The 25,565-nt window shown below is 65.6% G+C and carries 22 protein-coding genes; 2 read left to right on the top strand and 20 right to left on the bottom strand.

What is annotated here, in order from left to right; translation table 11 throughout:
* Nucleotide 1 precedes the first annotated feature (1 nt).
* The 5 genes from A3AS_RS0111525 to A3AS_RS0111505 form a co-directional block, all read right to left on the bottom strand.
* Nucleotides 2-2,086, bottom strand: coding sequence for a hydantoinase/oxoprolinase family protein (locus A3AS_RS0111525; RefSeq protein ID WP_018317741.1), 2,085 nt, complete (start codon nucleotides 2,084-2,086; stop codon nucleotides 2-4).
* A 141-nt stretch (nucleotides 2,087-2,227) separates the two neighbouring features.
* On the bottom strand, nucleotides 2,228-3,049 hold the full coding sequence (locus tag A3AS_RS0111520) for an NAD-dependent protein deacetylase (RefSeq protein ID WP_018317740.1): 822 nt from the start codon (nucleotides 3,047-3,049) through the stop codon (nucleotides 2,228-2,230).
* A 76-nt stretch (nucleotides 3,050-3,125) separates the two neighbouring features.
* Nucleotides 3,126-4,925, bottom strand: coding sequence for a cation:proton antiporter (locus tag A3AS_RS0111515; protein WP_018317739.1), 1,800 nt, complete (start codon nucleotides 4,923-4,925; stop codon nucleotides 3,126-3,128).
* A 116-nt stretch (nucleotides 4,926-5,041) separates the two neighbouring features.
* Entirely contained in the window at nucleotides 5,042-5,878 is an 837-nt protein-coding gene (locus A3AS_RS0111510) for an SDR family oxidoreductase (protein WP_026201903.1), read from the bottom strand.
* A gap of 74 nt (nucleotides 5,879-5,952) precedes the next feature.
* Nucleotides 5,953-7,272: a solute carrier family 23 protein gene (locus tag A3AS_RS0111505; protein WP_018317737.1), complete on the bottom strand. Its 1,320-nt coding sequence runs from the start codon at nucleotides 7,270-7,272 to the stop codon at nucleotides 5,953-5,955.
* Between the two features lie 140 nt (nucleotides 7,273-7,412).
* Between A3AS_RS0111505 and A3AS_RS0111500 the strand changes: the two genes are divergently transcribed.
* Complete coding sequence (locus A3AS_RS0111500; RefSeq protein WP_018317736.1) at nucleotides 7,413-8,747, top strand: dicarboxylate/amino acid:cation symporter; 1,335 nt, start codon at nucleotides 7,413-7,415, stop codon at nucleotides 8,745-8,747.
* A gap of 186 nt (nucleotides 8,748-8,933) precedes the next feature.
* On the opposite strand, the gene A3AS_RS0111495 is transcribed toward A3AS_RS0111500, so the two are convergent.
* The 10 genes from A3AS_RS0111495 to A3AS_RS0111450 form a co-directional block, all read right to left on the bottom strand.
* Complete coding sequence (locus A3AS_RS0111495) at nucleotides 8,934-10,547, bottom strand: ABC-F family ATP-binding cassette domain-containing protein (RefSeq protein ID WP_018317735.1); 1,614 nt, start codon at nucleotides 10,545-10,547, stop codon at nucleotides 8,934-8,936.
* Between the two features lie 164 nt (nucleotides 10,548-10,711).
* On the bottom strand, nucleotides 10,712-11,059 hold the full coding sequence (locus A3AS_RS0111490; protein ID WP_018317734.1) for a RidA family protein: 348 nt from the start codon (nucleotides 11,057-11,059) through the stop codon (nucleotides 10,712-10,714).
* Nucleotides 11,060-11,074: 15 nt separating this feature from the next.
* Entirely contained in the window at nucleotides 11,075-12,196 is a 1,122-nt protein-coding gene (locus tag A3AS_RS0111485) for an FAD-binding oxidoreductase (protein WP_018317733.1), read from the bottom strand.
* Entirely contained in the window at nucleotides 12,193-13,611 is a 1,419-nt protein-coding gene (locus A3AS_RS0111480; RefSeq protein WP_018317732.1) for an NAD(P)/FAD-dependent oxidoreductase, read from the bottom strand. Before A3AS_RS0111480 ends, A3AS_RS0111485 begins: the two co-directional genes overlap by 4 nt.
* A complete protein-coding gene (locus A3AS_RS0111475) occupies nucleotides 13,608-13,904 on the bottom strand; it encodes a (2Fe-2S)-binding protein (protein WP_018317731.1) in 297 nt (98 codons plus the stop codon). The genes A3AS_RS0111480 and A3AS_RS0111475 overlap by 4 nt, the downstream gene beginning before the upstream one ends.
* Before the next feature lie 28 nt (nucleotides 13,905-13,932).
* Nucleotides 13,933-15,069, bottom strand: a complete 1,137-nt coding sequence (locus A3AS_RS0111470; protein WP_018317730.1) for an FAD-binding oxidoreductase — start codon at nucleotides 15,067-15,069, stop codon at nucleotides 13,933-13,935.
* An 8-nt stretch (nucleotides 15,070-15,077) separates the two neighbouring features.
* Nucleotides 15,078-15,887 (bottom strand): ABC transporter permease, encoded by an 810-nt coding sequence (locus A3AS_RS0111465; protein ID WP_018317729.1) that lies wholly within the window; start codon nucleotides 15,885-15,887, stop codon nucleotides 15,078-15,080.
* Nucleotides 15,884-16,759: an ABC transporter permease gene (locus A3AS_RS0111460; protein WP_018317728.1), complete on the bottom strand. Its 876-nt coding sequence runs from the start codon at nucleotides 16,757-16,759 to the stop codon at nucleotides 15,884-15,886. Before A3AS_RS0111460 ends, A3AS_RS0111465 begins: the two co-directional genes overlap by 4 nt.
* Nucleotides 16,756-17,796, bottom strand: coding sequence for an ABC transporter ATP-binding protein (locus A3AS_RS0111455; RefSeq protein ID WP_018317727.1), 1,041 nt, complete (start codon nucleotides 17,794-17,796; stop codon nucleotides 16,756-16,758). The genes A3AS_RS0111460 and A3AS_RS0111455 overlap by 4 nt, the downstream gene beginning before the upstream one ends.
* Before the next feature lie 24 nt (nucleotides 17,797-17,820).
* Nucleotides 17,821-18,855, bottom strand: a complete 1,035-nt coding sequence (locus A3AS_RS0111450; protein ID WP_018317726.1) for an ABC transporter substrate-binding protein — start codon at nucleotides 18,853-18,855, stop codon at nucleotides 17,821-17,823.
* Between the two features lie 271 nt (nucleotides 18,856-19,126).
* Here A3AS_RS0111450 and A3AS_RS0111445 point away from each other — a divergent pair, with 271 nt between their 5' ends.
* Nucleotides 19,127-20,044 (top strand): LysR substrate-binding domain-containing protein, encoded by a 918-nt coding sequence (locus tag A3AS_RS0111445; RefSeq protein WP_018317725.1) that lies wholly within the window; start codon nucleotides 19,127-19,129, stop codon nucleotides 20,042-20,044.
* On the opposite strand, the gene A3AS_RS0111440 is transcribed toward A3AS_RS0111445, so the two are convergent.
* The 5 genes from A3AS_RS0111440 to A3AS_RS0111420 form a co-directional block, all read right to left on the bottom strand.
* The gene (locus A3AS_RS0111440) at nucleotides 20,034-21,407 is read right to left on the bottom strand and encodes an amidohydrolase family protein (RefSeq protein WP_018317724.1); all 1,374 of its coding nucleotides are present in this window, start codon (nucleotides 21,405-21,407) and stop codon (nucleotides 20,034-20,036) included. The two genes, A3AS_RS0111445 and A3AS_RS0111440, sit on opposite strands and share 11 nt — an antisense overlap.
* The gene (locus A3AS_RS0111435; protein WP_018317723.1) at nucleotides 21,404-22,987 is read right to left on the bottom strand and encodes an ABC transporter substrate-binding protein; all 1,584 of its coding nucleotides are present in this window, start codon (nucleotides 22,985-22,987) and stop codon (nucleotides 21,404-21,406) included. The genes A3AS_RS0111440 and A3AS_RS0111435 overlap by 4 nt, the downstream gene beginning before the upstream one ends.
* Nucleotides 22,988-23,214: 227 nt before the next feature.
* Entirely contained in the window at nucleotides 23,215-23,865 is a 651-nt protein-coding gene (locus tag A3AS_RS0111430; RefSeq protein WP_018317722.1) for an aspartate/glutamate racemase family protein, read from the bottom strand.
* Nucleotides 23,866-23,873: 8 nt separating this feature from the next.
* Nucleotides 23,874-24,758 (bottom strand): polysaccharide deacetylase, encoded by an 885-nt coding sequence (locus A3AS_RS0111425; protein WP_018317721.1) that lies wholly within the window; start codon nucleotides 24,756-24,758, stop codon nucleotides 23,874-23,876.
* Nucleotides 24,745-25,560, bottom strand: coding sequence for an ABC transporter substrate-binding protein (locus A3AS_RS0111420; RefSeq protein WP_018317720.1), 816 nt, complete (start codon nucleotides 25,558-25,560; stop codon nucleotides 24,745-24,747). The genes A3AS_RS0111425 and A3AS_RS0111420 overlap by 14 nt, the downstream gene beginning before the upstream one ends.
* Between the last annotated feature and the right edge of the window lie 5 nt (nucleotides 25,561-25,565).

Raw genomic sequence — 25,565 nt, 5'->3', positions numbered from 1 at the left:
ATCAGGCCGCCTTTCGTTCCATGACGATGCTGCCGGCACCATCGATATGGGCGTCAAAACTGGTGGAGACGAAGGTCGAGGTCTCGTCCTCCGCGATCACGGCCGGGCCTGCGATGGTCGCGCCCGGCGCCATGTCCTCGCGGCGATAGAGCGGGATCTCGATCAGCTCGCCGGCGCGGCCGTCGAAGAATTTGCGGCTGCCGACAGCCTTCCCTGCGGGCTTGCGCGTGACGGCCGCAACGGTGGGCGGATTGCGCGCCTCGGTGGTCGCTAGCACCGACCAGCTCAGCACTTCGATGGCGGCGCCCGGAATCGGCCGCTCGAACATCGCGGAATAGTCCGCCTCGAACTTCTGGCGAAGGCCGGCGAGATCAGCCGTCGTCAGCCGCCGGTTCGGCAGCTCGACCGAGATCTCATGGCCCTGGCCGACATAGCGCATGAAGGCGGCACGGCGCTCGCGCACCGGCGCACCGGCGGCGCCAGGCTCGACCAGCGCGCGCGCCTCGGTCACCATCTCCTGCAGGAGATCCGACACCGCTTCGGTGTCGAAATCATCGAGCCGGACATGTCGGCTGCGCACCAGCTCATAGGCGATCGGAGCGGCAAGAAAGCCGACGGCCGAGCCGACACCGGCATTGGACGGCACGATCACCCGGGAGACGCCGATCTTCTCGGCAACGCGCGCCGCATGCAGCGGCGCGGCACCGCCAAAGGCGATCAAGGTGTGCTGGCCGACGATCTCGCCGCGCTCGACCGCATGGACGCGCGCCGCGCTCGCCATGTTCTCGCAGACGACCTCGTGCACGGCATAGGCCGCAGTCTCTGCCGACAGGCCCAGCGGCTCGCCGACATCGCGCAGCAGCGCCTGCTTCGAAAGTTCCGGGTCGAGCTTGATCGTACCGGCCGCAAAAGCATCGGGATCGATCATGCCGAGCACTACGTCCGCATCGGTCACGGCCGGACGCTGGCCGCCGCGGCCATAGCAGGCCGGGCCCGGCTCGGACGAGGCACTCTCGGGCCCGACGGTGACGCGCTTCATCGCATCGACATGCGCGATCGAGCCGCCGCCGGCGCCGATCTCGACCATCTCGATCACGGGAATACGCACCGGCAGGCCGGAGCCTTTGAGGAAACGCGCGGCGCGATCGACCTCGAACACGCGCGAGGTCTCGGGCTGGTACTTTTCGATCAGGCAGATCTTTGCCGTGGTGCCGCCCATATCGAAGGACAGGACCTTGCTCTCGCCAAGACGCGCCGCGATCTGCGCCGCGAAGATTGCGCCGCCGGCAGGCCCGGACTCGACGAGGCGCACCGGAAAGCGCCGTGCCGTCTCGATCGAGGTGACGCCGCCACCTGACGTGACGAGATAGATGGCGCCGCGGAACTGCTCGACCTGCAAGGCGTCGGCCATGCGGGCGAGATAACCGTCGATCAGGGGTTGCACATAGGCGTTCGCGACCGCTGTCGATGTGCGCTCATACTCGCGGATCTCCGGGCAAACGGCCGAGGACACCGTCACGGAGATGCCCGGCATCTCCTCGGCCAGGATCGCGGCCGCACGTCGCTCGTGCTCGGGATTGGCATAGGAGTGCAGGAAGGCGATCGCAACGCTCGCGACGCCCAGCTCACGCAATTTCGGCGCGAGTGCACGCACCGATGCTTCGTCGAGCGGGAGACGGACCGCGCCGTGGGCGTCGACGCGCTCGGGCACGGTGAAACGCAAACTGCGCGGCGCCAGCGGCCTCGGCTTGTCGATTCCGAGATCATATTGGTCGTAGCGGCTTTCGGTGCCGATATCGAGCACGTCGCGAAAGCCTTCGGTCGCGATCAGGGCCGTCTTGGCACCGCGGCGCTCGATGATGGCGTTGGTCGCCAGCGTGGTGCCGTGAATGAAGACGTCGATGTCGCTGATATGCGCGCGCGCATCGGCGAGAATGAGACGCATCCCGTCCAGCACGGCCTGTTCGGGACGCTGCGGCGTCGTCAGCACCTTGCGCGTCTTGCGATCCTGACCCACGTCCAGCACGATGTCGGTGAACGTGCCACCGATATCAACGGCAAGCCGCACCTCGGCTCCCTCAAGCATTCCAAATTCTCCGCGCTGATCGTCAAGACTGGGGTCGAAAGCGCAGCAATTTCCATGCCATGGACGACGAGGACAACGCCGCGCCCGGCCATTCTGCTTGCCACCTATGCAATAGGCAAGACGTGTTCGGCGCTGGCGCGATCAGAGCAGGAATGCAAGCGCCGCCTCGCAGCGCTCCTCGACCTTCAGCGTCAGGAGATCGTCGGCGCGGGTGCGTCCGAGATTGACCGCCGCAATCGGAATATTGCGCTGCGCGGCAGCCTGCACGAAGCGGAATCCGGAATAGACCATCAGCGACGAGCCGACGACGAGCATGGCGTCGGCCTGTGCCAGATGATCCTGCGCGGTGGCAACGATGTCGCGGGGGACGTTCTCGCCGAAGAACACGACGTCGGGCTTGAGGATGCCGCCGCAGGCTTCGCAAGGAGACACCTGGAAGGACGAAAAATCCTCGTGCTCCAGATCAGCGTCGCCATCGGGTGCATCGGCCGCATCGAGCGTCAGCCAGGCCGCATTCGCGCGACCAAGCGCGTGCTGAAACTCATCGCGCGGCGTCTTGCGGCCGCAGTCCATACAGCGAACCAGGTCGAGCCGGCCGTGCAGGTCGATCACCTGCCTATGGCCGGCGGACTGATGCAGCCGGTCGACATTCTGGGTCAGCAGCATCCCGCACCGGCCGTTGGCCTCGAGCCGGGCCAGCGCGTGATGCGCATCGTTCGGGCGAGCCTGGCCGAACCGCCGCCAGCCGATCAGGCTGCGCGCCCAATAGCGCCGCCGCGTATGCTCGTCCGACATGAAGGACTGGAAGTTGACCGGCTGGGTCCGCTTCCAGTCGCCGTTGCTGTCCCGATAATCGGGAATGCCCGAATTGGTGCTGCAGCCGGCGCCGGTCAGCACGAACAGCTTTTCGTGCCGGCCGACGAAATCCTGGAGCGGGGAGCTTGCCCGTGGAGCGTTTGCCATGGCGCAGATGTAGTCTGCGCGGGCCGATTTTGCCAGATCATCGCAGTCTGCGGCGCATAGCGACCCGGATGGGCTGCTATCGCGGGGATTGGCGGCCGGTGAGATCGAGCGGACGCGCTTTCTCTTGCCCGGCAACGCGGGCGGCTTGCTGCAGCGTCAGCCGGAATTCATCCCGCTTCTCGTGGACCGAGGCTATCGCATGCCCGACCGCAACTCCGAGGCCGACCAGTGCGGCTTCGGAAAGCTGCAGGCTTGCCTCGATGGTTTCCGGCACCGCATCGGTTGCGCCGATCGCATAGAGGTGCCGGGCATGGTCGGCGTCCCGCGCACGTGAAACGATCAGCACATCCGGCCGCACCGCCCGGATCCGTTCGACGACAGCATCGATCGCCGGCCGCGACTGGATGGTAATGATCACACCGGTCGTCTGCATCAGGCCGCAAGCTTCGAGGAAACCCGGTTCCGTCGCGTCACCAAAATAGACCTTGTGGCCGTCGCGGCGGTCGCGCGCCACGGCGACTGCCTCGTGATCGACCGCGATGTAGTTCAGGCCGTGGCTGGTGAGCAGCGAACAGACGACTTTCCCAACGCGGCCGTAGCCGACCACGATGGCCTGCGCCCGGTCGCCGGGCGGCCGAACCGCCAGTTCGGGATCGGGCGAGCGCTCAGGACCCAGCTTCGCGGCCAGTCGGCGTCCGAGCATGCTCAAGAGCGGCGTCAAGGCCATCGTCACCGCGGTGACGGCGACGGCAAAGCTCGACACGCGAGGCTCGATCAGACCGCCGGCCACCGCCATCCCGATGCTGACGAACGCGAATTCACCGACGGGGCCCAGCAGGAAGCCGATCTCGATCGCCGTCGCCCAGGACAGCTTGAAGAGCCGGCCGAGGAGGATGAGCACGATCGCCTTGCCGACGAGAATGCCGATGACCGCGGCCAGCAGCCAACCAGGCTCGCGCATGAACACGCGGAAGTCGATGGCCATGCCGACCGTGAAGAAGAAGATGCCCAGCAGCAGACCCTTGAACGGCTCGACGGTGGCCTCGATGGCCTTGCCATATTCGGTCTCCGCCAGCATCAGTCCCGCAACGAATGCTCCGAGCGCCATCGACAGGCCTGCCTGGTGCGCGGCAATCCCTGCGCCGACGATGACGAACAAGGTCGCGGCGACAAACAGCTCCGTCGAATGGGTGCCAGCAACCATCTGGAACAGCGGCCGCATCAGCAGCCGCCCGAGCAGAGTGAGGACAGCGACGGCCAGCGCGGCCTTCAGGATTGCGCTGGAGATGTGCGTCAACACCGAGTCGCCGCTGCCGGCGCCGAGCACCGAGACGAAAACCAGAATGGGAACGACTGCGAGATCCTGGGCCAGCAGCACCGAGAAGGTCGCGCGGCCGGCAGTGGTCGCAAGTCGTTTCTCAGTGGACAAAAGCTCGAGCACGATGGCCGTCGAGGACAGAGCAAGGCTCGCGCCGAGGATCACGGCCGTATCCGAGCTCTGCCCGGTGAGAAGCGCCGCGCCAAAGATCATGGCGGACGTCGCCAGCACCTGCAGGCCGCCAAGCCCGAACACCAGGCGTCGCATCGTGACGAGCCGCCTGAAAGACAGCTCGAGCCCGATCAGGAACAGCAGGAATACAATGCCGAGATTGGCGATCCCCTCGACGTTCTGCGCGTCCGCGACGGTGACCCAGTACAGGAACGGAATGTCCTTGACGAGCGAGCCGAGCCCGAGCGGACCGAGAATGGCGCCGGCGCCGAGATAGCCCAGCACGGGATTGATGCCCCAATGGCGGACGATCGGCACCACGACACCGGCCGTGCCGAGGACCACCAGCGCGTCGCTGTAGGCATTGATGTTGATGCTTGTGGTCACGAGCCCTTCATGTGTCGACGCTTGCCAATAGCGGCAGCGTCGTCCACGGTCGATAGCACACGGCGCCGCAGACCCCTACCCGGACCAACCGCCATCCTCGCAGTCCCAAACCGAGATCAACTCGCCCAGTTCTCGCGAAACTCGGGGAATAGCGTCAGGCCTCCGCAAGCGTACAGGGTCTGCCCGGTGATGTAGCTCGCATCATCGGACGCGAGGAAGGCGAACACGGCGGCGATCTCCTCCGGCGTGCCAACGCGTCCCATGGGAATGTGGCTGGTGACGACGCCGCGCTTTGCGGGATCGCCGGTCCAGGCCGCGTTGATCGGCGTGTCGATCGCGCCAGGCCCGACCGCGTTGACGCGAATGCCGCGGCCGGCGAATTCCAGCGCCAGCGTGCGTGTCAGATTGGCCATGCCGCCTTTGCTGATCGAATAAGCGAGATAGCCCGGCTTCGGGATGATCTGGTGGACGCTCGAGCAGTTGATGACGGAGCCCCCTCCCCCGCGCGCGACGAAGTGCGCGAGCGCCTTCTGCGCGCAGAGCACGGCGCCGTTCAGGTTGACGTCGATGATCCGGCGATAGGTCTCGATGTCGAGCGCCTCGCTCGGTGATTCCTTCTGGAAGCCGGCGTTGTTGACGAGACAATCGAGACGCTTCCAGCGCGAAAGGATCGCCTCGAACATCGCAGCAATCTCTTGCTCGTCGGCGACATTGGCCTTGACGATGCAGTGATCGGGCGCGCCGTGGCCGCGATCACTCGAAGCGGACCGCGCGAGCGCGAGCGTCTCCTCCGCCCGTTCATCGTGCTCGAAATAATTGATGGCGACGGTTGCGCCTTCCTGGGCGAGCCGGATGGCGACGGCGCGGCCGATGCCTTGCGAGGCGCCAGTCACCAGGGCGTATTGGCCAACCAGGCGCGAGGGAAAGGAGGTCGAGCGATCGGTTTGCGGCATGGATTTTCTCCGGGGATGCTCATCATCGACGGACGGCGCGTTTTGTTCCATCCCCTTTCGTGCATCCCTGGGATTCATTCCGCGCGCCGCGCCAACGGCGAGGTCAGGATCTGATAGAGGATGATGGCGCCAAAAGTTGCGGTGCCGATCCCGCCGATCGTGAACGCGCCGAATTTGAGCGTGAGGTCGCCCGCCCCGGCGGTCAGCGCCACGGCGACGGTGATCAGGTTTGCAGGGTTGGCGAAATCGACCTTGTTCTCGACCCAGATCCGGCCGGCCATCGCCGCAATCAGCCCGAACAGCACGATCGAGAGGCCGCCAATGACGGGCCCCGGGATCGACAGGATCAGCGCGCCGAATTTCGGCGAGAAGCCGAGCAGGATCGACACGATGGCGGCGAAGGCAAACAGCAATGTCGAATAGACCTTCGTCGCCGCCATCACGCCGATGTTTTCGGCATAGGTGGTGACGCCGGTGCCGCCGCCGCAGGCCGCCACGATGGTAGCCAAGCTGTCGGCGAACAGGGCGCGGCCGAGATAGGCATCGAGACTCCGGCCCGTCATGGCGCCGACGGCCTTGATGTGACCGAGATTCTCGGCGACGAGAATGATCGCAACCGGCGCGATCAGGAAGATCGCATCGGCCTGGAATGTCGGCGTGGTGAAGCTCGGCATGCCGAGCCACGGCGCGGCTGAGAGTTGCGCGAAGTCGATCGGCTTGCCGAAACCGAGGCCGTTGGCGAACAGCAGGTACAGAAGATATCCGCCGATCGCACCGAGGATGATCGGCAGGCGGCGCCACAAGCCAGGGGCGGCTACGGCCACCACGCCGATGATCAGGACGGTCGCGAGACCGATTCCGGTGTCGAACGCATTCGCGCTCACCGCCTTGACCGCCACGGGCGCGAGGTTGAGGCCGATCGCGGCGACCACGGCACCGGTGACGGCCGGCGGCAGCAGCCGCTCGATCCAGCCGACTCCCGACCACATCACGATCAGCGCGATCACGCCATAGAGCACTCCGGCTCCGACGATGCCGCCGAGCGCGACCGAAATATTGGGATTCGCCCCCTGTCCGGCATAGCCTGTGGCCGCGATGACGACGGCGATGAAGGCGAAGCTCGAGCCGAGATAGCTCGGCACGCGCCCGGCGACGATGACGAAGAAGATCAGCGTGCCGATGCCGGAGAAGAGGACGGCGACATTGGGATCGAACCCCATCAGCAGCGGCGCGATGATCGTCGAGCCCGACATCGCGACGCAGTGCTGGAGACCGGAGACGATGGTCTGGCCCCATGACAGCCGCTCCTCCGGCATGATCACGCCCGAGGTCTTCAACGTCCAACGCGGGAAATAGCCTTGCTGTTGCCGGCCGGAGCCTGATGAAGTCGACATGTTCCCCCCAGTTGCGGTGCAGCGACCGATCTTCGTGCGAACAGACAAAAATGTGATTGTCGCTTCTGCGGCGACCATCACATGATGCAAGCCATGCAAGATCGAAATCACGCAAAATCAATGCGTTCCGGGGCCACTCTATGACACAAGTCGCGATCCAGCCAGCCATCCATCGCCGGCATCAGCCCTGGTACAAGATCCTCTACGTGCAGGTGCTGATCGCAATCGTGCTCGGCGTGCTGATCGGCTATTTCTACCCCGATCTCGGCAAGGCCTTGAAGCCGCTCGGCGACGGCTTCATCGCGCTGATCAAGATGATGATCGCGCCGGTGATCTTCTGCACCGTGGTGCACGGCATCTCCTCGATGGGCGATCTCAAGAGGGTCGGCCGGGTCGGGCTGAAGTCGCTGATCTATTTCGAGACGGTCTCGACCGTCGCGCTCGCGGTCGGCCTCCTGGTCGGCGAGATTCTCCAGCCCGGGCACGGCTTCAACATCGATCCCGCCACGATCGATCCGAACTCGGTGGCTACCTACGTCACCAAAGCCAAGGAAGAGGGCATCGTCGCCCATCTGATGGCGATCATCCCCGACAGCTATTTGGGCGCGATCGCGCGCGGCGACCTTTTGCAGGTGCTGCTGATCTCGATTCTGTCCGGCTTCGCCATCGCCTTCCTCGGCAAAGCCGGCGAGCCCATTGCGGACGCGATCGACAAGGCCGCAAAGATGTTCTTCGGCATCATCCGCATCATCGTGCGCGTCGCCCCGATCGGCGCGTTCGGCGCGATGGCCTTCACGGTCGGCGCCTACGGCCTCGGCTCGCTGATCAACCTCGCCGCCCTGATCGGCACGTTCTATCTCACCAGCATGCTGTTCGTGCTCGTGGTGTTAGGGGCGATCGCGCGGCTCGCCGGCTTCTCGATCCTCCGCTTCATCGCCTACATCAAGGACGAGCTGCTGATCGTGCTCGGCACCTCGTCCTCCGAGACGGTGCTGCCGCAGATGATCCAGAAGATGGAGCATCTCGGCGCCTCGCGCTCCGTGGTCGGCCTCGTGATTCCGACCGGCTACAGCTTCAACCTCGACGGCACCAACATCTACATGACGCTGGCGACGCTGTTTCTGGCGCAGGCGACCAACACGCATCTGACCATCTGGCAGGAGCTCGGCATCCTCGGCATCGCCATGATCACCTCGAAGGGCGCCTCGGGCGTGACCGGAGCAGGCTTCATCACGCTCGCCGCGACGCTGTCGATCGTGCCTGACATCCCGATCCAGTCGATCGCGATCCTGGTCGGCATCGACAAGTTCATGAGCGAATGCCGCGCGCTGACCAATCTGATCGGCAACGGCGTCGCCTGCGTCGTCATCAGCATCTCCGAAGGCGAGCTCGATCGCGAGGCGCTGCATGAGACCATGGCCCATCCGCTCGAGATCGGCGAAGCGCTCGAGCCGGGCGGGAGTGCAGCATCATAGGTTGCAAACCAGCCGGCTCAGCGCGATTCCGACGCGGTAGTTTCCCGGAGTGGTCAATTGCTGCGGGACGCGTCACAACAGTTGCGTTGGGATCACGGATTGATACTCATTTTTTCCACCCGACGCGCTGGGGGCAGGGCGTCGGGTTTTTGAAAATCACTGCCATATCAGGACCGCCGGGCGGGATCAGACGATCCCGCCATGAGTGCGCAGGACCTTGGCGGCGAGGTCGAGCCGTCGCGTGACCCCGATCGCCTGCAAGAACGCTTCATCATGACTGACGACGAGCAGCGCGCCGTCATAGGCCATCAAGCCTGCTTCGACCGCTTCGATGGACTCGATGTCGAGATGATTGGTCGGCTCATCCAGGATCAGCAGCGACGGAGGCGATGACCCGCCCAGCACGCAAGCGAGGCCCGCCCGAAACATTTGCCCGCCACTGAGGCTTCCGGCTGCCTGTAAGGCGGCGTCGGCGCGAAACATGAACCGCGCCAGCGCGGCATGGCATTCGTTCGCGCCCGCCTTCGGATTGAGGCGCCGAAAATTGTCCAGGATGGAGATCGCGGGATCGAGCAGGCTGACCTTCTGATCGAACAGCGCGAAATCCGGCCTGACCCGCAGGGTGCCCGAGAGCGGACGCAGCTCGCCCGCGATCAGCTTCAGCAGTGTCGTCTTGCCGGAGCCGTTGGGCCCGACCAGCGCGACGCGCTCCGGACCGACGACGGCGAATGAGAGATCGCGCAGGACCGGTTGCTCCGGCCGGTAGCCGGCGCTGACGCCGTCGAGCCAAAGCACCTCCCTGCCGGCCGGCAGGCCGGTCACGGGCAGCTTGACGGAGAGCGGCTGAAGAATTTCGACGCGCCGGCGCGCCTCGTCGACGGCTTGAAGCGCCTCCGCGCGCTGCCGCTCGGCGATTTGTGCGGTCTTGCCGCCGGTATCCTCGCTGCGATCCTCGCGCGCCCCGGCCAGGATGCGCGGCATGTCGCCCTTGGCACGCTTCTTCCTGCCGCCGCTGTCCTTGCGCGCTTTCTTCTCCGCGGCCTCCTGCGCCTTGCCGTCGATCTCGAATAGCCGTCTCTCGGCATGCGCGAGGTCGTGCCTGACGGCAGCGAGCTCGACGGCTTTCTGTTCGCGGTAACGGCTCCAATTGCCGCCGTATCGCGTGGCGCCGAGCGACGTCAGCTCGACAATCGCGTCCATCGCTTCGAGTAGGTTGCGGTCGTGGCTGACGATGATCGCGCCACCGCGCCAGGCCGCGAGCAGATCGATCACGGCCTTGCGGCCGTCCCGGTCGAGGTTGTTGGTGGGCTCGTCCAGCAGCAGGAAGTCAGGCTCGGCAAAGACCAATGCGGCGAGACGGACCCGCGTGATCTGGCCGCCGGACAACCGCTCCAGTTCGGTCTCGGGAGCGAGATCGAACCCGAGACGTGCAAGGGCGACTTGCAAGCGCGCTTCGAGAGTCCAATCGACCTCGGCGAGGTCGTCGGCCGAAGCTTCGCCGCGCTCAGCCTGGCGAAGCAACGCGAGTTGATCCCGCGCTCCGAACAGATCGGCCACCGTCGCGCCCGCTGAGAGCTGGACATCCTGGCGCAGCAAGCCAACGGATCCGGTGACGGCGACATGTCCCGCGGGGGGACGGTGCTCCCCGGAGATCGATGCAAGCAGCGTGGTTTTCCCGACGCCATTGCGGCCGACGAGGCCGGTCCGCTCGGCGCCGAACGTCAGATCGAGGTTGGAAAAGAGAGAACGGCCGTCAGGCGTGGACAGCGACAGATTCGACAGGATGATTGAAGCAGGCATGGAATTCCCCGTGAGCAAGGCGGATGGGCTTTGCGGTCGGGGTAAAATCCATGGCTCTCGAATGTCCTGATTGAGGGAGCCTCTAAGTATTACCTTCCAAAGGCGAGATCAAGGCACCGCGCGAGGGACGCCGGCGCCGGAGAGCGCCGACGTCCCTGTCGCGTTCAGCCCTTCAGTGCGGTGACCACCACCTCGATCAGCGCGCTGCCGCCGAGATCGGCAACGCCGACCGTGGCACGGGTCGGCAGATTGTCGCCGAAGAACTCGGTCCAGGCCGCGTCCATCTCCTTCTTCTTGGAGAGATCCGTGACGAAGATCGAGGCGCTGACGACGCGGCTCTTGTCGGTGCCGGCTTCCTTCAGATAGCCGGCGATCTTGCCGAGGATGTTGCGGGTCTGCTCGCCCATCGAGACCGAGGTGTCGTCGGCGATGGTGCCGCCGAGGAAGACGAAGCCGTTGGCCTCGACGGCCCGGTGCATGATGGGCGTGCGGATGCTGCGGGTGATGCTCATGATGTCCTCTTGTTGCTAGAGCGTAGTGGGATGGAAGCGGTCGATGCCGAGATCACCGATGCGGGTCTGGGTGCCGCCGTTGACGATCAGCTCGGCCATGACAGCGCCGGCGCCGGGGCCGAGCTGAAAGCCGTGCAGCGAGAAGCCGAACTGGTGATAGAGCCCCTTGTGACGGCTGCTCGGCCCGAACACAGGAATATCGTCCTTCATCTTCGCTTCGATCCCGGCCCAGGCGCGGACGATCGTGGCGCTGCGCATCACCGGGAACAGCTCGAACACGGTGCGGGCGCTGATAGCGAGGCTCTTCCAGTCCAGCACCGTCTCGTTGCGATCCTGATCAGGCGTTGCCAGATGGCCGCCGCCGATCAGCACCGTGCCGTTGGAGAACTGCTTGAAGGACAACTTTCGCCCACGCAGGATCACGACGGGGTCGATGAAGTGCGGCACGCGCGAGGTGATCATCAGCATCGGCGCCACGGTCTCGACCGGCACGGGCTCGCCGAGCGCAGCCGCGATCTTGCCGGCCCAGGCGCCGGCGGCGTTGACCAGCACCGGCGCAGCAAAGGTTTCGGTGCCGACATCGACGTGCCAGAGCCCATCGCTGTAGCGGATGTTGCTGGCGGCGACGCCCTCGCGCACGGTCGCGCCGAGCTGTCCGGCCCTGCGGCGGAACGCCGTCGTCGTCTGCGCCGGATTGGCGGCACCGTCGCGGCGTGAGACCACGCCGCCGGGACAGCTTTCAGCCACCGCCGGCACCAGCCGGCGCAATTCAGTCGCGTCGATCAGCTCTTCGTGGGTGAAGCCGAGCGCATTGAGTTCGGCCACACGCGCGCGGCAGACCGCGAGCTCCTCCTCGTTCTCGGCGACCAGCACCTGGCCGTGGCTCTCGAAGCTGCAATCGTCGTCGAGCAGATCCCTGATCTTCTCCCAGATTCCCATCGAGCGGATCGAAAGCGGAATCTCCGGGATGTGTCGCGCGAGCTGGCGGACGCCGCCGGCATTGACGCCGGAGGCGTGGCGTCCGGCGTAATCCTTCTCGATCAGCACCGGCTTGAGGCCGGCAAGGCACAAATGCAGCGCGGTGGAGCATCCGTGGATGCCGCCGCCGACGACGATCGCATCCACGCATCTTGTCATCCGCGCACCACCGCCTTGACGTCAGCCTCGCTCTTCGGAACGGCCGCGAGCTCGGCGAGCGTGATCGGCTTCACCGGCGCGCGCAGCCGGTAATAGCCGATCTCCTGCGGAGTCTTGCCGCGCGCCTGCGCCATCAGCTCGGTGACGGTGAGGCCGCAGAGCCGGCCCTGGCACGGACCCATGCCGGTGCGGCGATAGGCCTTGAGCTGGTTCGGCCCGGTCGCGCCGATCGCGACGGAATCGAGGACGTCCTTTGCCGTGACCTCTTCGCAGCGGCAGACGATGGTGTCGCCGGAGGGAATTCGGAACTGCGGCGCCGGGCGGAACAGCGTGTCGAGGAAGACGCGGCCACGCTCGGCCCTGGCGAGATCGGAACGGAGCGTCGCCATCGCTGCGAGTTTTGCGGCAGCCGCAGGAGCCAGAGCCTCCACGGCCGCGCGCGCCGCGATACGGCCGCGCACCACAGCCGCATTGGCACCACCGATGCCGGCGCCGTCGCCCGCGATCGCAATGCCGGCGACCGACGAATTGCCGCTGGCGTCCAGCACCGGCGACCAGCACAGTTGCAGATCGTCCCAGCGATGCTCGACACCGGCTGCCATCGCGAGGTTGACGTTGGGCACGACGCCCTGATGCAGCAGCAACAGGTCCGCAGGAATGGTGTCGCGCTTGCCGCCGGCGACATAGCTGACGCTGGCGAGCTGGCCGTCGCCGGCCGCCGAGAGCTCCGTGACGCCGGAGACGACCTGCACCTTGGCCTTCACCTCGCGCATCATGGAGAGGCCCTTGGTGAAATAGGGTGAGGTCAGGAATGCGAAGGCGTGCGGCAGCGCTGCGAAGTAATTGCCGCGCTCGGTGGTGTCGAGGATGCGGTCGATGCGGCCGCCGAGGCGCAGGATCTGCGCGGCAAGTAGCCAGAGCAGCGGCCCCTGCCCCGCAATCACGGTGCGGCCGTCAGGCACGAGAGCCGAGGATTTCAGCATGGTCTGCGCCGCGCCCGCGGTCATCACGCCCGGCAGCGTCCAGCCGGGAATCGGGAACGGTCGCTCCAGCGCGCCGGTCGCAAGGATCACGCGCTGCGCCTTGACGAAGGCGGACGCGCCGCCGATCGAGACGGCGATCTCGAGGTTGCGGTCCAGGCTCCAGACCGTGGCACGATGGATGACCTCGGCGCTGGTCGTACGCAGCGCCTGCACGAGATCGGCACCGACCCAATAATCGGCGCCGAGTTGATTGCGATCGGTCACCGGTGTGGACGAAATTGCGCGGAACACCTGGCCGCCCGGGCCGATGTTCTCGTCGAGCAGCAACGTCGAGAGGCCGGCTTCGGCGGAGGTCGCAGCGGCAGCAAGGCCCGCTGGCCCGGCGCCGATCACCACGACATCATAGGCTTCGCGTTTGGGAGCCACAGTCATTTTCCGATCTCCCGCTTGCCCTTCTGAATCTCGATCTGCATGCCCTCGGCGACAGGCACGAGGCAGCCCTGGCGGTTGCCGACACCGTCGATGGTGACGAGGCAGTCGAAGCAGACGCCCATCATGCAATAGGGCAGACGCGGCGCGCCGCTCACCGCAGTCGAACGCCGCGCGTCCAAGCCGGAGGCCAGCAGCGCGGCAGAGACGGTGTCGCCCTGGCGCGCGGCAACGGCAACGCCGTCGACGAGGATCTGCACCTGCGGACGTTTGTCCTGTTCGGATCTCTTAAACATGGGATGCCTCGTGGCTCCTTAATATTCTCTAATAGCCGCTGTTGTTCGCAGCCCCCGCGTCGCCGAACCGGCTGGCGGAGAACGCACCGACCAGCTCCGGCTCGAGCGCGCCCTGTGCGACCATGCGCGCGATCTCGAAGGCGTGGTTGGAGGCCAGCGTCACGCCGGAATGGCAGCAGGCGACGAATGCGCCGGGATGCGTCTCCGACTGGTCGTAGATCGGAAACCCGTCCTGCGGCATGACGCGGATGCCGGCCCAGCTCCTGACCACGTTGAGCCGCGACAGATGCGGGAACATGCGCTGCGCGCGATCGGTCATCACGGCGCTGATCGAATGCTTCAGCGCGCGATCGTCGAGCTCGTCCTCCTTGCTGTCGCCGATCATCACCGTGCCCTCGTCGGTCTGGCGGATCGTGGTCAGGGGATGCGGCAGGAACGGCATGGTGCGCTCGGTCACCACGATCTGGCCGCGGGTCGGGCCCATCGGCGCGTAGAGGCCGACCATGGGCGCCAGCGTCTGGTTGGCATTACCGGCGGCGAGCACGATCTTGGCGGCGCGCAGCTCGCCCTTCGGCGTGGTCAGACGGAATTCGCCGCCGCTCTTGCTGATCGCGGAGACCGGCCGCTCCGGGAAATAGTCGATGCCGAATGCCCTGAAGCCGGTGTGAAAGGCGCGGAACGTGCGCAACGAATTGACGTGGCCGTCGAGCGGGCAATAGCTGCCGCCGGAGACTTCCGGTCCGATCAGCGGCAGCGACTTCTTCACCTCGGATGCGGAGAGCATCTCCATCTTGTAGTCGGCAGCACCAGCCTGGTTGTGCATGCGCTTGACCAGCTCGGTTCGCTGGCCGAACTCGTCATCGCCGAGCGTGAGATGGAAGCCGCCATTCTGCTGAAGCGAGACATCAAGGCCGGTCTGTTGCTTCAGCTCGGAAGCAAGCCGAGCCCACGCCTGCGACGCCTGCACGGTCCAGACCGTATAGGCGGGCATGCCGAGCCCCTTGCTCTGCACCCAGACCAGCGCAAAGTTCGCACGCGAGGCGCGCTTGGTGATGTCGCCTTCGTCGAGCACGGCGACCTTCTTGCCGAGCCGGCCGAGGCCCCAGGCAATCGCGGAGCCGAGCAACCCGCCGCCGACGACGGCGACGTCGTAATCCGTTCGCATAAGTTCTCCTATCGCCCCGTATCGCCGCCCTTGCCGGCGAGCACACGGTCGAGCCCGTAGAAGCGGTCGAGCAGAATGAGAGCGGTCATGGTAACAGCGATCACGCAGGCCGAGACCGACGTCACCAGCGGATCGATGTTGTCCTGGATATAAAGGAACATGCGCACCGGCAACGTCTCGGTGCCGGGTGCCGCGAGGAAGACGGTCATGGTCAGATCGTCGAAGGACTGGATGAAGGCGAGCGCCCAGCCGCTGATGACGCCGGGCAGGATCAGCGGCAGGGTCACGCGGCGAAACAGCGTCCAGCCGCCGGCGCCGAGCGAGACCGCGGCTATCTCGACCGTGCGGTCCATGCCCGTCGCGGCCGCAAGCGTCAGCCGCAGCGCGAACGGAAACACGATGATGACATGCGCGATGATCAGCGCGGCAAAACTGCCGCCGAGGCCGGCCGAGGTGAAGAAGCGCAGGAAGGCGATGCCGAGCACGACATGCGGGATCATCAGCGGCGAGAGGAACAGCGCGGCCAGCGCATCACGGCCGCGGAATCGATAGCGCGCGATCGCCAATGCCGCCGGCACAGCGAAGAGCAGCGCGACGAAGGATGACAGCGCGCCGAGGCCAAGGCTGACCCAGAAGGCGTGGATGAATTCGGGATAGTTCGCGATCGTCCTGAACCAGCGCAGCGAGAAGCCGTTGGTCGGCAGTGACAGGAAGCCTTCGGGCGTGAAGGCGACGAGACAGACCACCAGGATCGGCGCCACCATGACGATGACGAAGAAGGTATGGAAGATCAGCGCCAGCGGGCCGTTCCGTCTCATCGGAACACCTCGGCGTATCGCCGCTCAATCAGCGTGTTGCTGCCGACGACGATCAGCACCAGCGCGACCAGCAGGAGCGTGGCGACCGCCGCACCCAGCGGCCAGTTCAGCGTGTTGAGAAATTCGTCATAGGCCAGCGTGGCCGCGACCTTGAGCCGGCGGCCGCCGATGATCGCGGGCGTCGCAAACGCGCTGGCCGAGAGCGAAAACACGATGATCGCACCCGACAGCACACCCGGCATGATCTGCGGCATGATGATGCGCCGGATGATGGTGGCGGGACCCGCGCCGAGCGACATCGCGGCATTCTCGATCTGCGGATCAAGCCGCTGCAGCGCCGCCCACACCGAGAGCACCATGAACGGCATCATCACATGTGCGAGCGCGATGATCATGCCCGTCTCGGTAAACATGAAGGGAATGGGGGAACGCATCACCCCAAGCGACATCAGGAGCTTGTTGACGAGGCCGTTGTTGCCGCCGAACAACAGCGCCCAGCCCAGCGTGCGCGCCACCACGGAGATCAAGAGCGGTCCGAGAATGACAAGCAGGAAGAAGCTCTTCCAGCGCCCGCTCATGCGATTGAGGATGTAGGCTTCGGGCGCCCCGAGCAGCGCGGTGAGCAGCGTGGTCAGGATCGCGATGCGAAAGGTGCGCCAGAACATCTCGGCGTAATAGGGATCGGTCGCGATCTCGTGCCAGTTCTTGAGGATGAAGACCGGCTCGATGCCCTTGTACTGGCCCCAATCGTGGAACGACAGCATCACGGTCATCGCCAGCGGAATCAGCAGCACGCCGACGAACAGCATCAGGGCGGGCGCCGTCAGCGCCCACGGCGCACGCGCGCTGCGCTCCTCGGCGACCGCGCTCATGCGCCGGCCCTCGCGCGGACGCTCATGTCTTCGGGCCGCCAGCTGAGACGCACGGCCTCGCCTTCGCCTGGTTGCGTCGTGCCGTCATTCTGGCGGATCACGATCGCGGGGCCGCATTCGCTGTCGCACTGGAACAGCCAGTGATTGCCCTGGAAGATGCGCGTGACGATCTTTGCGCTGAGGCCGGCATCGCCGAAGCCGATTCTTTCAGGGCGGATGCTGACAGTGACGGGACCGCTGAGGCCTGCCGGAGCCGGCGCACTCCAGGAGCCCGCTGTCACCCGCGCTGGCGTAGCGGTCCGATCGACCGCCGCGGCAAAATCGTTGGTCTTGCCGAGAAATTGCGAGACGAAGGCCGAGGCCGGCTTCTCATAGGTCTCCTGCGGCGTGCCGATCTGCTCGATCTTGCCCTGGCTCATCACCACGATGCGGTCGGACAGCGACATCGCCTCGTTCTGGTCATGGGTCACGAGGATCGTGGTGGTGCCGATGGTGCGCTGGATCTGGCGCAGCTCGATCTGCATCTCCTCGCGCAGTTTTGCGTCGAGATTGGACAGCGGCTCGTCGAGCAAGAGCACGCTCGGCTTGATCACCAGCGCGCGGGCGAGTGCCACGCGCTGCTGCTGGCCGCCGGACATGCGGCGGGGATGACGGTCCTCAAAGCCGGCAAGGCCGACCATCGCGAGCGCGGCACGAACGCGCTCGGCTCGTTCAGTGCGCGGCACGTTGCGCATCTCGAGACCGAAGGCGACGTTCTCCGCCGCCGTCATGTGCGGAAACAGCGCGTAGCTCTGGAACACGATGCCGAGGCCACGCTTGGCCGGATGGATCGCAGTCAGGTCCTTGCCCTCGAGGCGGATGGCGCCGCGGGTGGGATCGAGGAAGCCCGCGATCATCTGCAACGTCGTGGTCTTGCCGCAGCCGGAGGGGCCGAGGAAGGAGATGAACTCCCCCTTCCTCACGGCGAGACTGAAGTCGTCGACTACAGTCTGCGCCCCGAATTGCTTGGCGACCCGATCGAGCTCGAGATAGGCCATACGCTGTCTCCGCGAACGATCAGATCAACGCTCGACCTCGCGATTCCAGCGCTTGGTCCACTCCTCGCGCTTCTCGTTGATGACGGTCCAGTCCGGATTATAGAGCTTGGCCGCACGCTCGCCGATCGGCGCCATCTTTCCGAGCTCGGGCGGGATCACCAGCGACTTCAGCACCGGGCCGTAGCCGTAATCCTTCAGCATCACGAGCTGGATCTTGGGGTCGAGCAGCATCTTGACGAAGCTTGCTGCCAGCGGCGAGGCGTTGGGCTTGGTGATCGGACAGGCCGTCGTCAGCAGCGTCGCGGCACCTTCCTTCGGGTAGACGAAGTCGACAGGGAAGCCGGTGTTGGCAAAGCTCTGCACGCGGCCGGTGCCCCACACTGCGATCACGGCCTGGCCGGACTGGAACAGCTCGGTCATCTTGCCCGGCGACGGCTCGTAGGCGAGCACGTTCGGATTGATCTGTTCCTTGAAGATCTTGAAGCCGGAATCGACATTGGTCTCGCCGCCGCCGTTCATCTTCGACAGCATCACCAGCGCTTCGAGACCGTAGGTGTTGTTGATCGGCGGGATCACGAGTTGCTTTGCGTATTTCGTGTCCTTCAGGTCGTTCCAGGAGGTCGGTGGCGCCCAGCCTTTCTCCTTGAACACCTTGGTGTTGTACATCAGCCCGGTCGCGACGATGCCGATCGCGACGGCACGATCGTCCTTGAAGCGCGCGGTGTCGTAGAGATCGGCCGGCAGCCCCTCGAGCTTGCCGCAGAAGCCGAGCTGAATCGCCTGGTACATCGGGCCGTCATCGACGATGGCGACGTCGATCTGCTGGTTGCCCTTCTGCGCCTGGAGTTTTGCCAGCGTGTCGGTGGAGTTGCCGGCAACGTATTCGACCTTGACGCCGTTCTCCTTCTCGAAGGCAGGGATCACCTCATCGCGGATCGTCTTCTCGAACGAGCCGCCATAGCCGGCGACGTAGAGCGTCTTTTGCTGGGCCGAAGCGACTGAGGGGGCGGCAATGAGCGCTGCGATGCTGACCGCGGTCAGAAGGCGAAGAGTCTTCATGTGGACCGATCTCCATACCGGAATGAGGTGACGTGCCGACGAGTCTCGCTGGCTGAAGCCTCTTCCGCATTTCCTTCCGCGCAATCCCGTCTCCAAACAGGGCTCCGGCGCCCATTCGGCGGGTTTTGGCGCGATCTGGAGGCTTGAACCCCTCCAATCTGCCGAAAAAGCGGGCTGTCTCCAGTCCTGATGAAAAAGATCGCAACCTATACTTCCATCGTCCAATGAATAATGGCAACCTCTGTATGCCTAAATGTTATGTATGTTTGGAATGGCGCGGATCAATTCGCGGCAGGTGGAAGCCTTCCGCGCGACCATGCTGACCGGCAGCGTCACCGAGGCCGCGAAGCTGATGGTGGTGACGCAGCCGGCTGTCAGCCGGTTGCTGCGCGACTTTCAGGCGCTGTTGAAGATGGAGCTGTTCGAGCGGCGCGGCACCGGCCTCGTGCCGACCGCCGCGGCAATGGCGCTCTACACCGAAGTCGAACGGTCCTTCGTCGGTCTCGAACGCATCACGGCTGCGGCCGAAGAAATCCGGGGACGCCGCACCGGCTCGCTGCGCATCGCCGCGCTGCCGGCGCTGGCGAACGGCTATCTGCCGCGGCTTGCCGGGCACTTCCTGATGGAACGGCCCAACCTCAACCTGGCCTTCTTCGGAGTGATCTCGCCGATTGTGGTCGACTGGGTTTTGAACAATCAATGCGACATCGGCTTCGCCGAGGTGCCGATTGCCCATTCCGGCCTGCCGAGCCTGCGGCTGCCGGCGCTGGCGCGCGTCGCGGTGCTGCCGACCGGACATCGCCTCGCGGAGAAAGAAGTGCTGGAGCCGCGCGATTTCGAGGGTGAGACGTTCATCTCGCTGTCGGCGGGATCGTCGAGCCGGCACCTCGTCGACCAGGTCTTTCACCGCAGCGACGTCCGCCGCGTGTTGCGGGTGGAGACCACGCTGTCGGAGATCATGTGCGGGATGGTGTCATCCGGGCTCGGGGTCTCGATCTGCGATCCCTTCACCGCGCAGGAATTTGCCACGCGCGGCGTCGTCGTGCGGCGCTTCCTGCCGCGCATCGACTTCGAATTCTCGGCTGTTTTCCCGGCGCAGCGCAGTCCGTCGCCGGTGGCGCTGGATCTGGTGGAGACCATGCGCAAGGCGCTGATGGAGTTCGAGGGCGGCGCTGGTCTCAGCCGTTGAACGCCGCCTGCGCTTCCGGCAGATCCCAGATCTTGCCGATCGCAGCGCCGCCTGCTGCGGTGATCGCCGCTTCGTCGACGCCGAGATAGCGGCCGGCATCGATCAGCACGCGGCCATCGACGATCACCTGATCGATATTGGCGCGGTTGGCGAGCGCGATCAGCGCGCGGCGGGGATCGAACAGCGGCTGGAGATGCGGGTGGGTGAGATCGACCACGGTCAGATCGGCGGTTGCACCCGGCTCGATCCGACCGAGATCAGGCCGCCTGATGACGTCGGCGGCGACCGCCGTGTTCGCCTCGATCAGCTGCGGCGAATTGGCGACGTCGGGACGCGCCGAGGTGATCTTGGAGATCATCGACGCGGCATTCAGCTCGCCGAGCAGGTCCATGTTGTAGCCGTCGGTGCCGACCACGGTGCGCACGCCATGCTCGGCGAACCGGCTGAAGGCCGCGGTGACGCCGGCGCGCGCGAACACGCGCGGGCAGTTCAGCACGGTCATGCCGCGCGCGGCCATCAGCTTGAGATCGTCGTCGGTGCTGAACATGCAGTGCGCCGCCATCAAATCGGACGCGAGCAGGCCGAGCCAATCCAGATATTGCGCCGGCGTGCGGCCGCCATAACGCTTGCCGATGGTCTCGACCTCGGCGCGGCTCTGCGCCATATGCGTCGTGATGGGAACGCCGAGCTCGCGCGCTCGCGCGGCGCAGGCTTTGAGCAGATCGGGGCCGCAGGTGTCGGTGGCGTGCGGGCTCATGGCGAGGCCGATGCGGCCGTCGCCGCGCTTGTTCCAGCGCTGGTAGAGCGCATCCCATGTCGCCATGTCGGCGGCACCGTCATCGCCGGAATAGCGCACCACGCCGTCAGGGCCCGCCTTGGCGTCGGACGTCGAGAACAAATAGGGCGCACCATAGAACCGGATGCCCATCTCCTCGGCGGCGTCGAACATCTCCGGAATCGAATTCCGGAACGGCTCCATCACCGTGGTGGCGCCGCCCTTGAGCAGTTGGAGGATGCCGAGCCGCGCCACCGCCATACGTTCTTCCGCCGACAGCAGATCGGCGCCACGCTTGGTCAGCGGCAACAGCACCGTGTAGACGATGCTCTGGTTGTTCTTGCGGCCGTTGCCGTCCTCGGTGTGGCTGCGCGCTACCGCCTCGCTGAAGCAGTGATTGTGCAGGTTGAGCAGGCCCGGCAGCACGAAGCGGCCGGGGCGGTCGTAGACCTCATCGGCACGCGGCTTGTCGCGCGTGACCGCAGCGATCTTCTTGCCTTCGACCAGGACCCAATGGTCGCGCAGCACATCCTGCGCGCCGTCTTTCCGTGACAGCACATAGCTGCCGAAGATTGCTGTGGTGCTCATGCGGGGCGTACGTTCCAGAACACGGCGGTGCCGTCGAGAATGCCGGTGATGGCTTTGCGATAGGCGGTCGGCTGCTTGTACAGGCCGATCGGGATGTAGGGAATCTCCTCGAACGCGACCGCCTGGACCTGACGGCAGATGCGCTGCTGCTCGGCGAGCTCGGACGCCGCCAGCCACTGGCTGCGCAAGGGCCCCATCCTCTCGCTCGCATACCAGCCGGCGACCTTGCCTTCGCCGCGGATGTTGGTGTTGCCGGCCGGGTTGAGCCAGTCGATGCCCTGCCAATTGCCGACCGCCGCACTCCAGCCGCCCTGCCCGATCGGGTCCTTCTTGAGCTGGCGCTGCAACACGACGGCGAAGTCGAGCCCGGCATATTCGACGTTCATGCCGGCCTTGCGCAAGCTATCGACCGCGATCTCGCCGAGCGGCTTCTGCGCCAGCGAATTGGTGGGCACGAGCACCACGATCTTCTCGCCATTGTAGCCGGCCGCCTTCAGGTCGGCCTTCACCTTGGCGTAGTCGCGCGGACCGCGGAACACATCGAGCCCGACCTCGCTCGCCATGGGGGTATCAGGCGCGAAGTAGCCGATCGGCGAGACCTGGAAGGCGGGATCGACGCCGGCCACCGCCGTCATGAACGCGGACTGGTCGATCGCGCCGAGCAGTGCGCGGCGGATGGCGGGATTGTCGAACGGCGGCTGCAGGTGATTGAGGCGCAGCATGCAGGCGTAACCACGGGGATCGAGGATGCGCGTCTCGATGTCACCGGCGGCCTTGATGATCGGGAGCAGATCGTGCGGGGTGGTCTCCTGCCAATCCTGCTCGCCGGTCTGCAGCGCAGCGACGCCGGTGCCGGCGTCGGGCGTGGTGGTCCAGACCACGCGATCATAGTGCACGATCTTCGGACCCGCGGTCCAATCCGGCTTGCCGTCGGTTCGCGGCTGATAGCGCTCGAATTTGGCGTAGGCGTTGCGCGCCCCCTGCACGCGCTCGTCAGCGAGGTAGCGGAACGGGCCGCTGCCGATCACCTCGGTCAGCGGCTTGAACGGATCCTGGCTCGCCAGCCGCTCCGGCATCATGAAGCAGGCATTGATTGCGGCCTTGCCGAGCGCCTGCGGCAGCAGCGGGAACGGACGCTTGAGACGGAAGCGGATGATGCGGTCGTCGGCGGCGGACAGCTCGTCGGTCGCCTCCATGAGCTCACCGCCAAAACCATCGCGTGCGGCCCAGCGGCGGATGCTCGCCACGCAGTCGCGCGCGAGCACGCGTTCGCCATCGTGCCAGAACAGGCCGTCGCGCAAGCTGAGGTCCCACTGCAGCCCGTCACCGGAAATGACATGACCCGACAGCATCTGCGGCGAGACCTGGAGCGAGGCGCTCATGCCATAGAGCGTGTCGTAGACCATGAAGCCGTGGTTCCGCGACACCTGCGCGGTCGAGTAGATGGGATCGACAAAGGCCAGATCGATCACGGGGATGAAGCGCAGCGTCGATTGGGATTCGGCGCGCACGATGCCCGGCAGCGAAAGCGCCGGCAGGGCTGCAGCAGCCTTGAGGAGCGAGCGGCGAGAGAGAGGCATTGCGAGAGGCTCCTAATTGTAGTCATAGGCTGCCGCAACGGCAGTTTGCTCCCTCTCCCGCTTGCGGGGGAGGGCTGGGGTGGGGGTGTCTCCGCAGGCGATGACCCCGAGAGGAAAGAGCCCCCACCCGCCGCGCCTCGCGCGTCGACCTCCCCCGCAAGCGGGAGAGGTTGCAGCGAGCGCGTAGCCTGAGCGATGTCACAAAAGCGGGGTCCCATAATTGCGCTCTACGTGTTGAGCAAGACCGCGCCGATCGCAGCGGCGACCGCTTGCTGCGCCGGCTCGACCACGGGCACGCCAATCGCCTCCGCAATTGCCGCGCGGTGCGAGGCCATGCCGGCGCAGCCCATCACCACGACATCGGCGCGGCATTGCGTGACCAGCGCGCGGCCGGCGTCGATCAACCGTCCCCGGATATCTGCAACTGCGGTCTCGGCTGCGCTCGCGCCGACCGACCAGCTTCCGGCATAGCGGCCGTCGACGCCCATCAGCCGCACCATCCGTTGCTGGCGCCGGATGCTCGACGGCGACAGCGCGATGATGCCAAAACGTTCACCCAGCATCAGCGCGCGAAAGATGCCGCATTCGGCGATGCCCATCACGGGACGACCGCCGGCCGCCTCGCGCACCGCATGCAGGCCGGGATCGCTGAAGCAGGCGAGCACGAAGGCATCGGCCTTGTCGCGCGACACACGGTTCACCAGCGGCATCACGACGCTATCGGCGTCATGCTGCGAGCTGATGCCCGGCGGCCCCTCGGCGAGGCCGATCACTTCGATCTCAGGCCCGCCGGCGATCCGCAGCGGCGCGACCGCCTCGTCGATCGCCGCCGTTACCGAGGCCGAGGAGTTCGGGTTGATGACGAGGATACGGGTCATGGCGCTCCCTAGCGGTTACCGGCCTCGTGGCGCAAAAAATTCTCCGCGATCTTCTCGCCGGTGGTGATCCAGACATCCGGGCACGACTTTGCGTAAGTCAGAAATTCGCGCAGCAGCCGCAGCCGCATCGGGCGGCCGCTGCACTGCGGATGCAGCACCGTCGTCACCATCGCGCCCCAGTCGCGGACCTCGTCGAGCTCGTCCTTCCAGATCGAGAGCACATGTTCCTTGGGGAAGATCGAGCGCGGGCTGAAGCGCGCGGAGAGACCGTGCATCCAATCGTCATAGCTCGCGGTGACCGGCAGCTCGATCGTGCCGGGCTTGCCGTCGGCGAGACGATGGCGATAGGGCCTGACGTCGTCGCGGAACGAGGAGGTGTAGACGATGCCGTGGCGCACCAGCGCGACGCGCAGCTCCTCGGTGAACTCGCCGTACGGCGCGCGATAGCCGGTCGGCTTGACGCCAAGCCGGCGCTTCAGCGCCTCGAAACCGCGCTCAAGCTCCTCCTCGATCCAGGGATCGCCGGGATCGGGCAGCAGATGATGATAGCCGTGATGTCCGATCTCGTGACCGGCCTTGAGGATGGACTCGGCCATCGCGGGATGCGCATCGACCGACCATCCCGTGGTGAAGAAAGTGGCCTTGAGATCGAGCTGGTCGAGCAGCTCCAGCAGTTTTGGCGTGCCAACGCGCGCTTCATAACCGCCATAGCTCATGGTGATGAGCCGCTGGGCGTGCACTGCGTCCTTGCTGGTCCACGCGCTCTCGGCGTCCACGTCGAACGACAGGAACATCGCCGAGGTGTACGGCTTCGGCCACGGATAGTCCGGCGCGGGATCTGCGGTGTTGGCCGGGACGAGCGGGATGCTCTGGAGTGCCTTACTGTCCAGCATTGATGGTCGCCTTCTCTAATCCGTTGTCGGTGAGTTTCCACTTGGCAAGCAGGGTCTTGTAGGTGCCGTCGGCGATCAGCGCGTCGACCGCCTCCAGCATGGCCTGCTGCAAAGCCTTTTCCTTGACCGGCAGGGCGATGCCGGTGAATTGCTGTGCGATGGGCTCGCCCACCGTTGCATAGGTGCCGGGCTCGAGATCCATGATGTAGGGCAGCGTCTCGTTGCCCTGGGCGGCGGCATCGATGCGGCCTTGCCTCAGCTGGGTGCGGGCGTCGGCCGAGCCGTCGGTGCCGACGAACTGAATCGGACTGCTGCCGCAATTCTTTTCGCTCCACGCCGCAATCTGCGCCGGGAACATGGTGCGGCGACTGGCGCCAACCTTCTTGCCGCAGAGTGATGCGGCGTCCTTGAACTCCGCCTTGCGCGACTGCTGCACGAAGAACTGCGGACCGCTGCGCAGATAATCGACGAAGGACGCGATCTCGTGCCGGCTGGCATAGTCGGTGAAGCCGGACAGGATGGCGTCCACGCGCCCGGTCGAGATCGACGGCATGAACTCGGCGAAGCTGGTCTCGGTCCATTCGATCTTGACGCCGAGCTTGCGGCCGATGGCTTCGCCGAGATCGATGTCGAAGCCGGACAGCGCATTGGTCGCGGGATCGCGGAACTCCATCGGCGGATAGTTCGGCACCAGCGCCACCTTGATGCTGCCCCGCTTGGCGATCTCCGCGGGCAGATCGATCGCCATCGCGGGCAAACTGATGACGCCGAGGAACACCGCCGCAACCAAAAATCTTTTCATCAACA

Origin of the sequence: Bradyrhizobium sp. WSM2793, from assembly GCF_000379585.1 — a bacterium.
Classification (GTDB): Bacteria; Pseudomonadota; Alphaproteobacteria; order Rhizobiales; family Xanthobacteraceae; genus Bradyrhizobium.
Note: the sequence above shows the minus strand (reverse complement) of the source record. Positions and strands in the feature narration are given on the sequence as shown.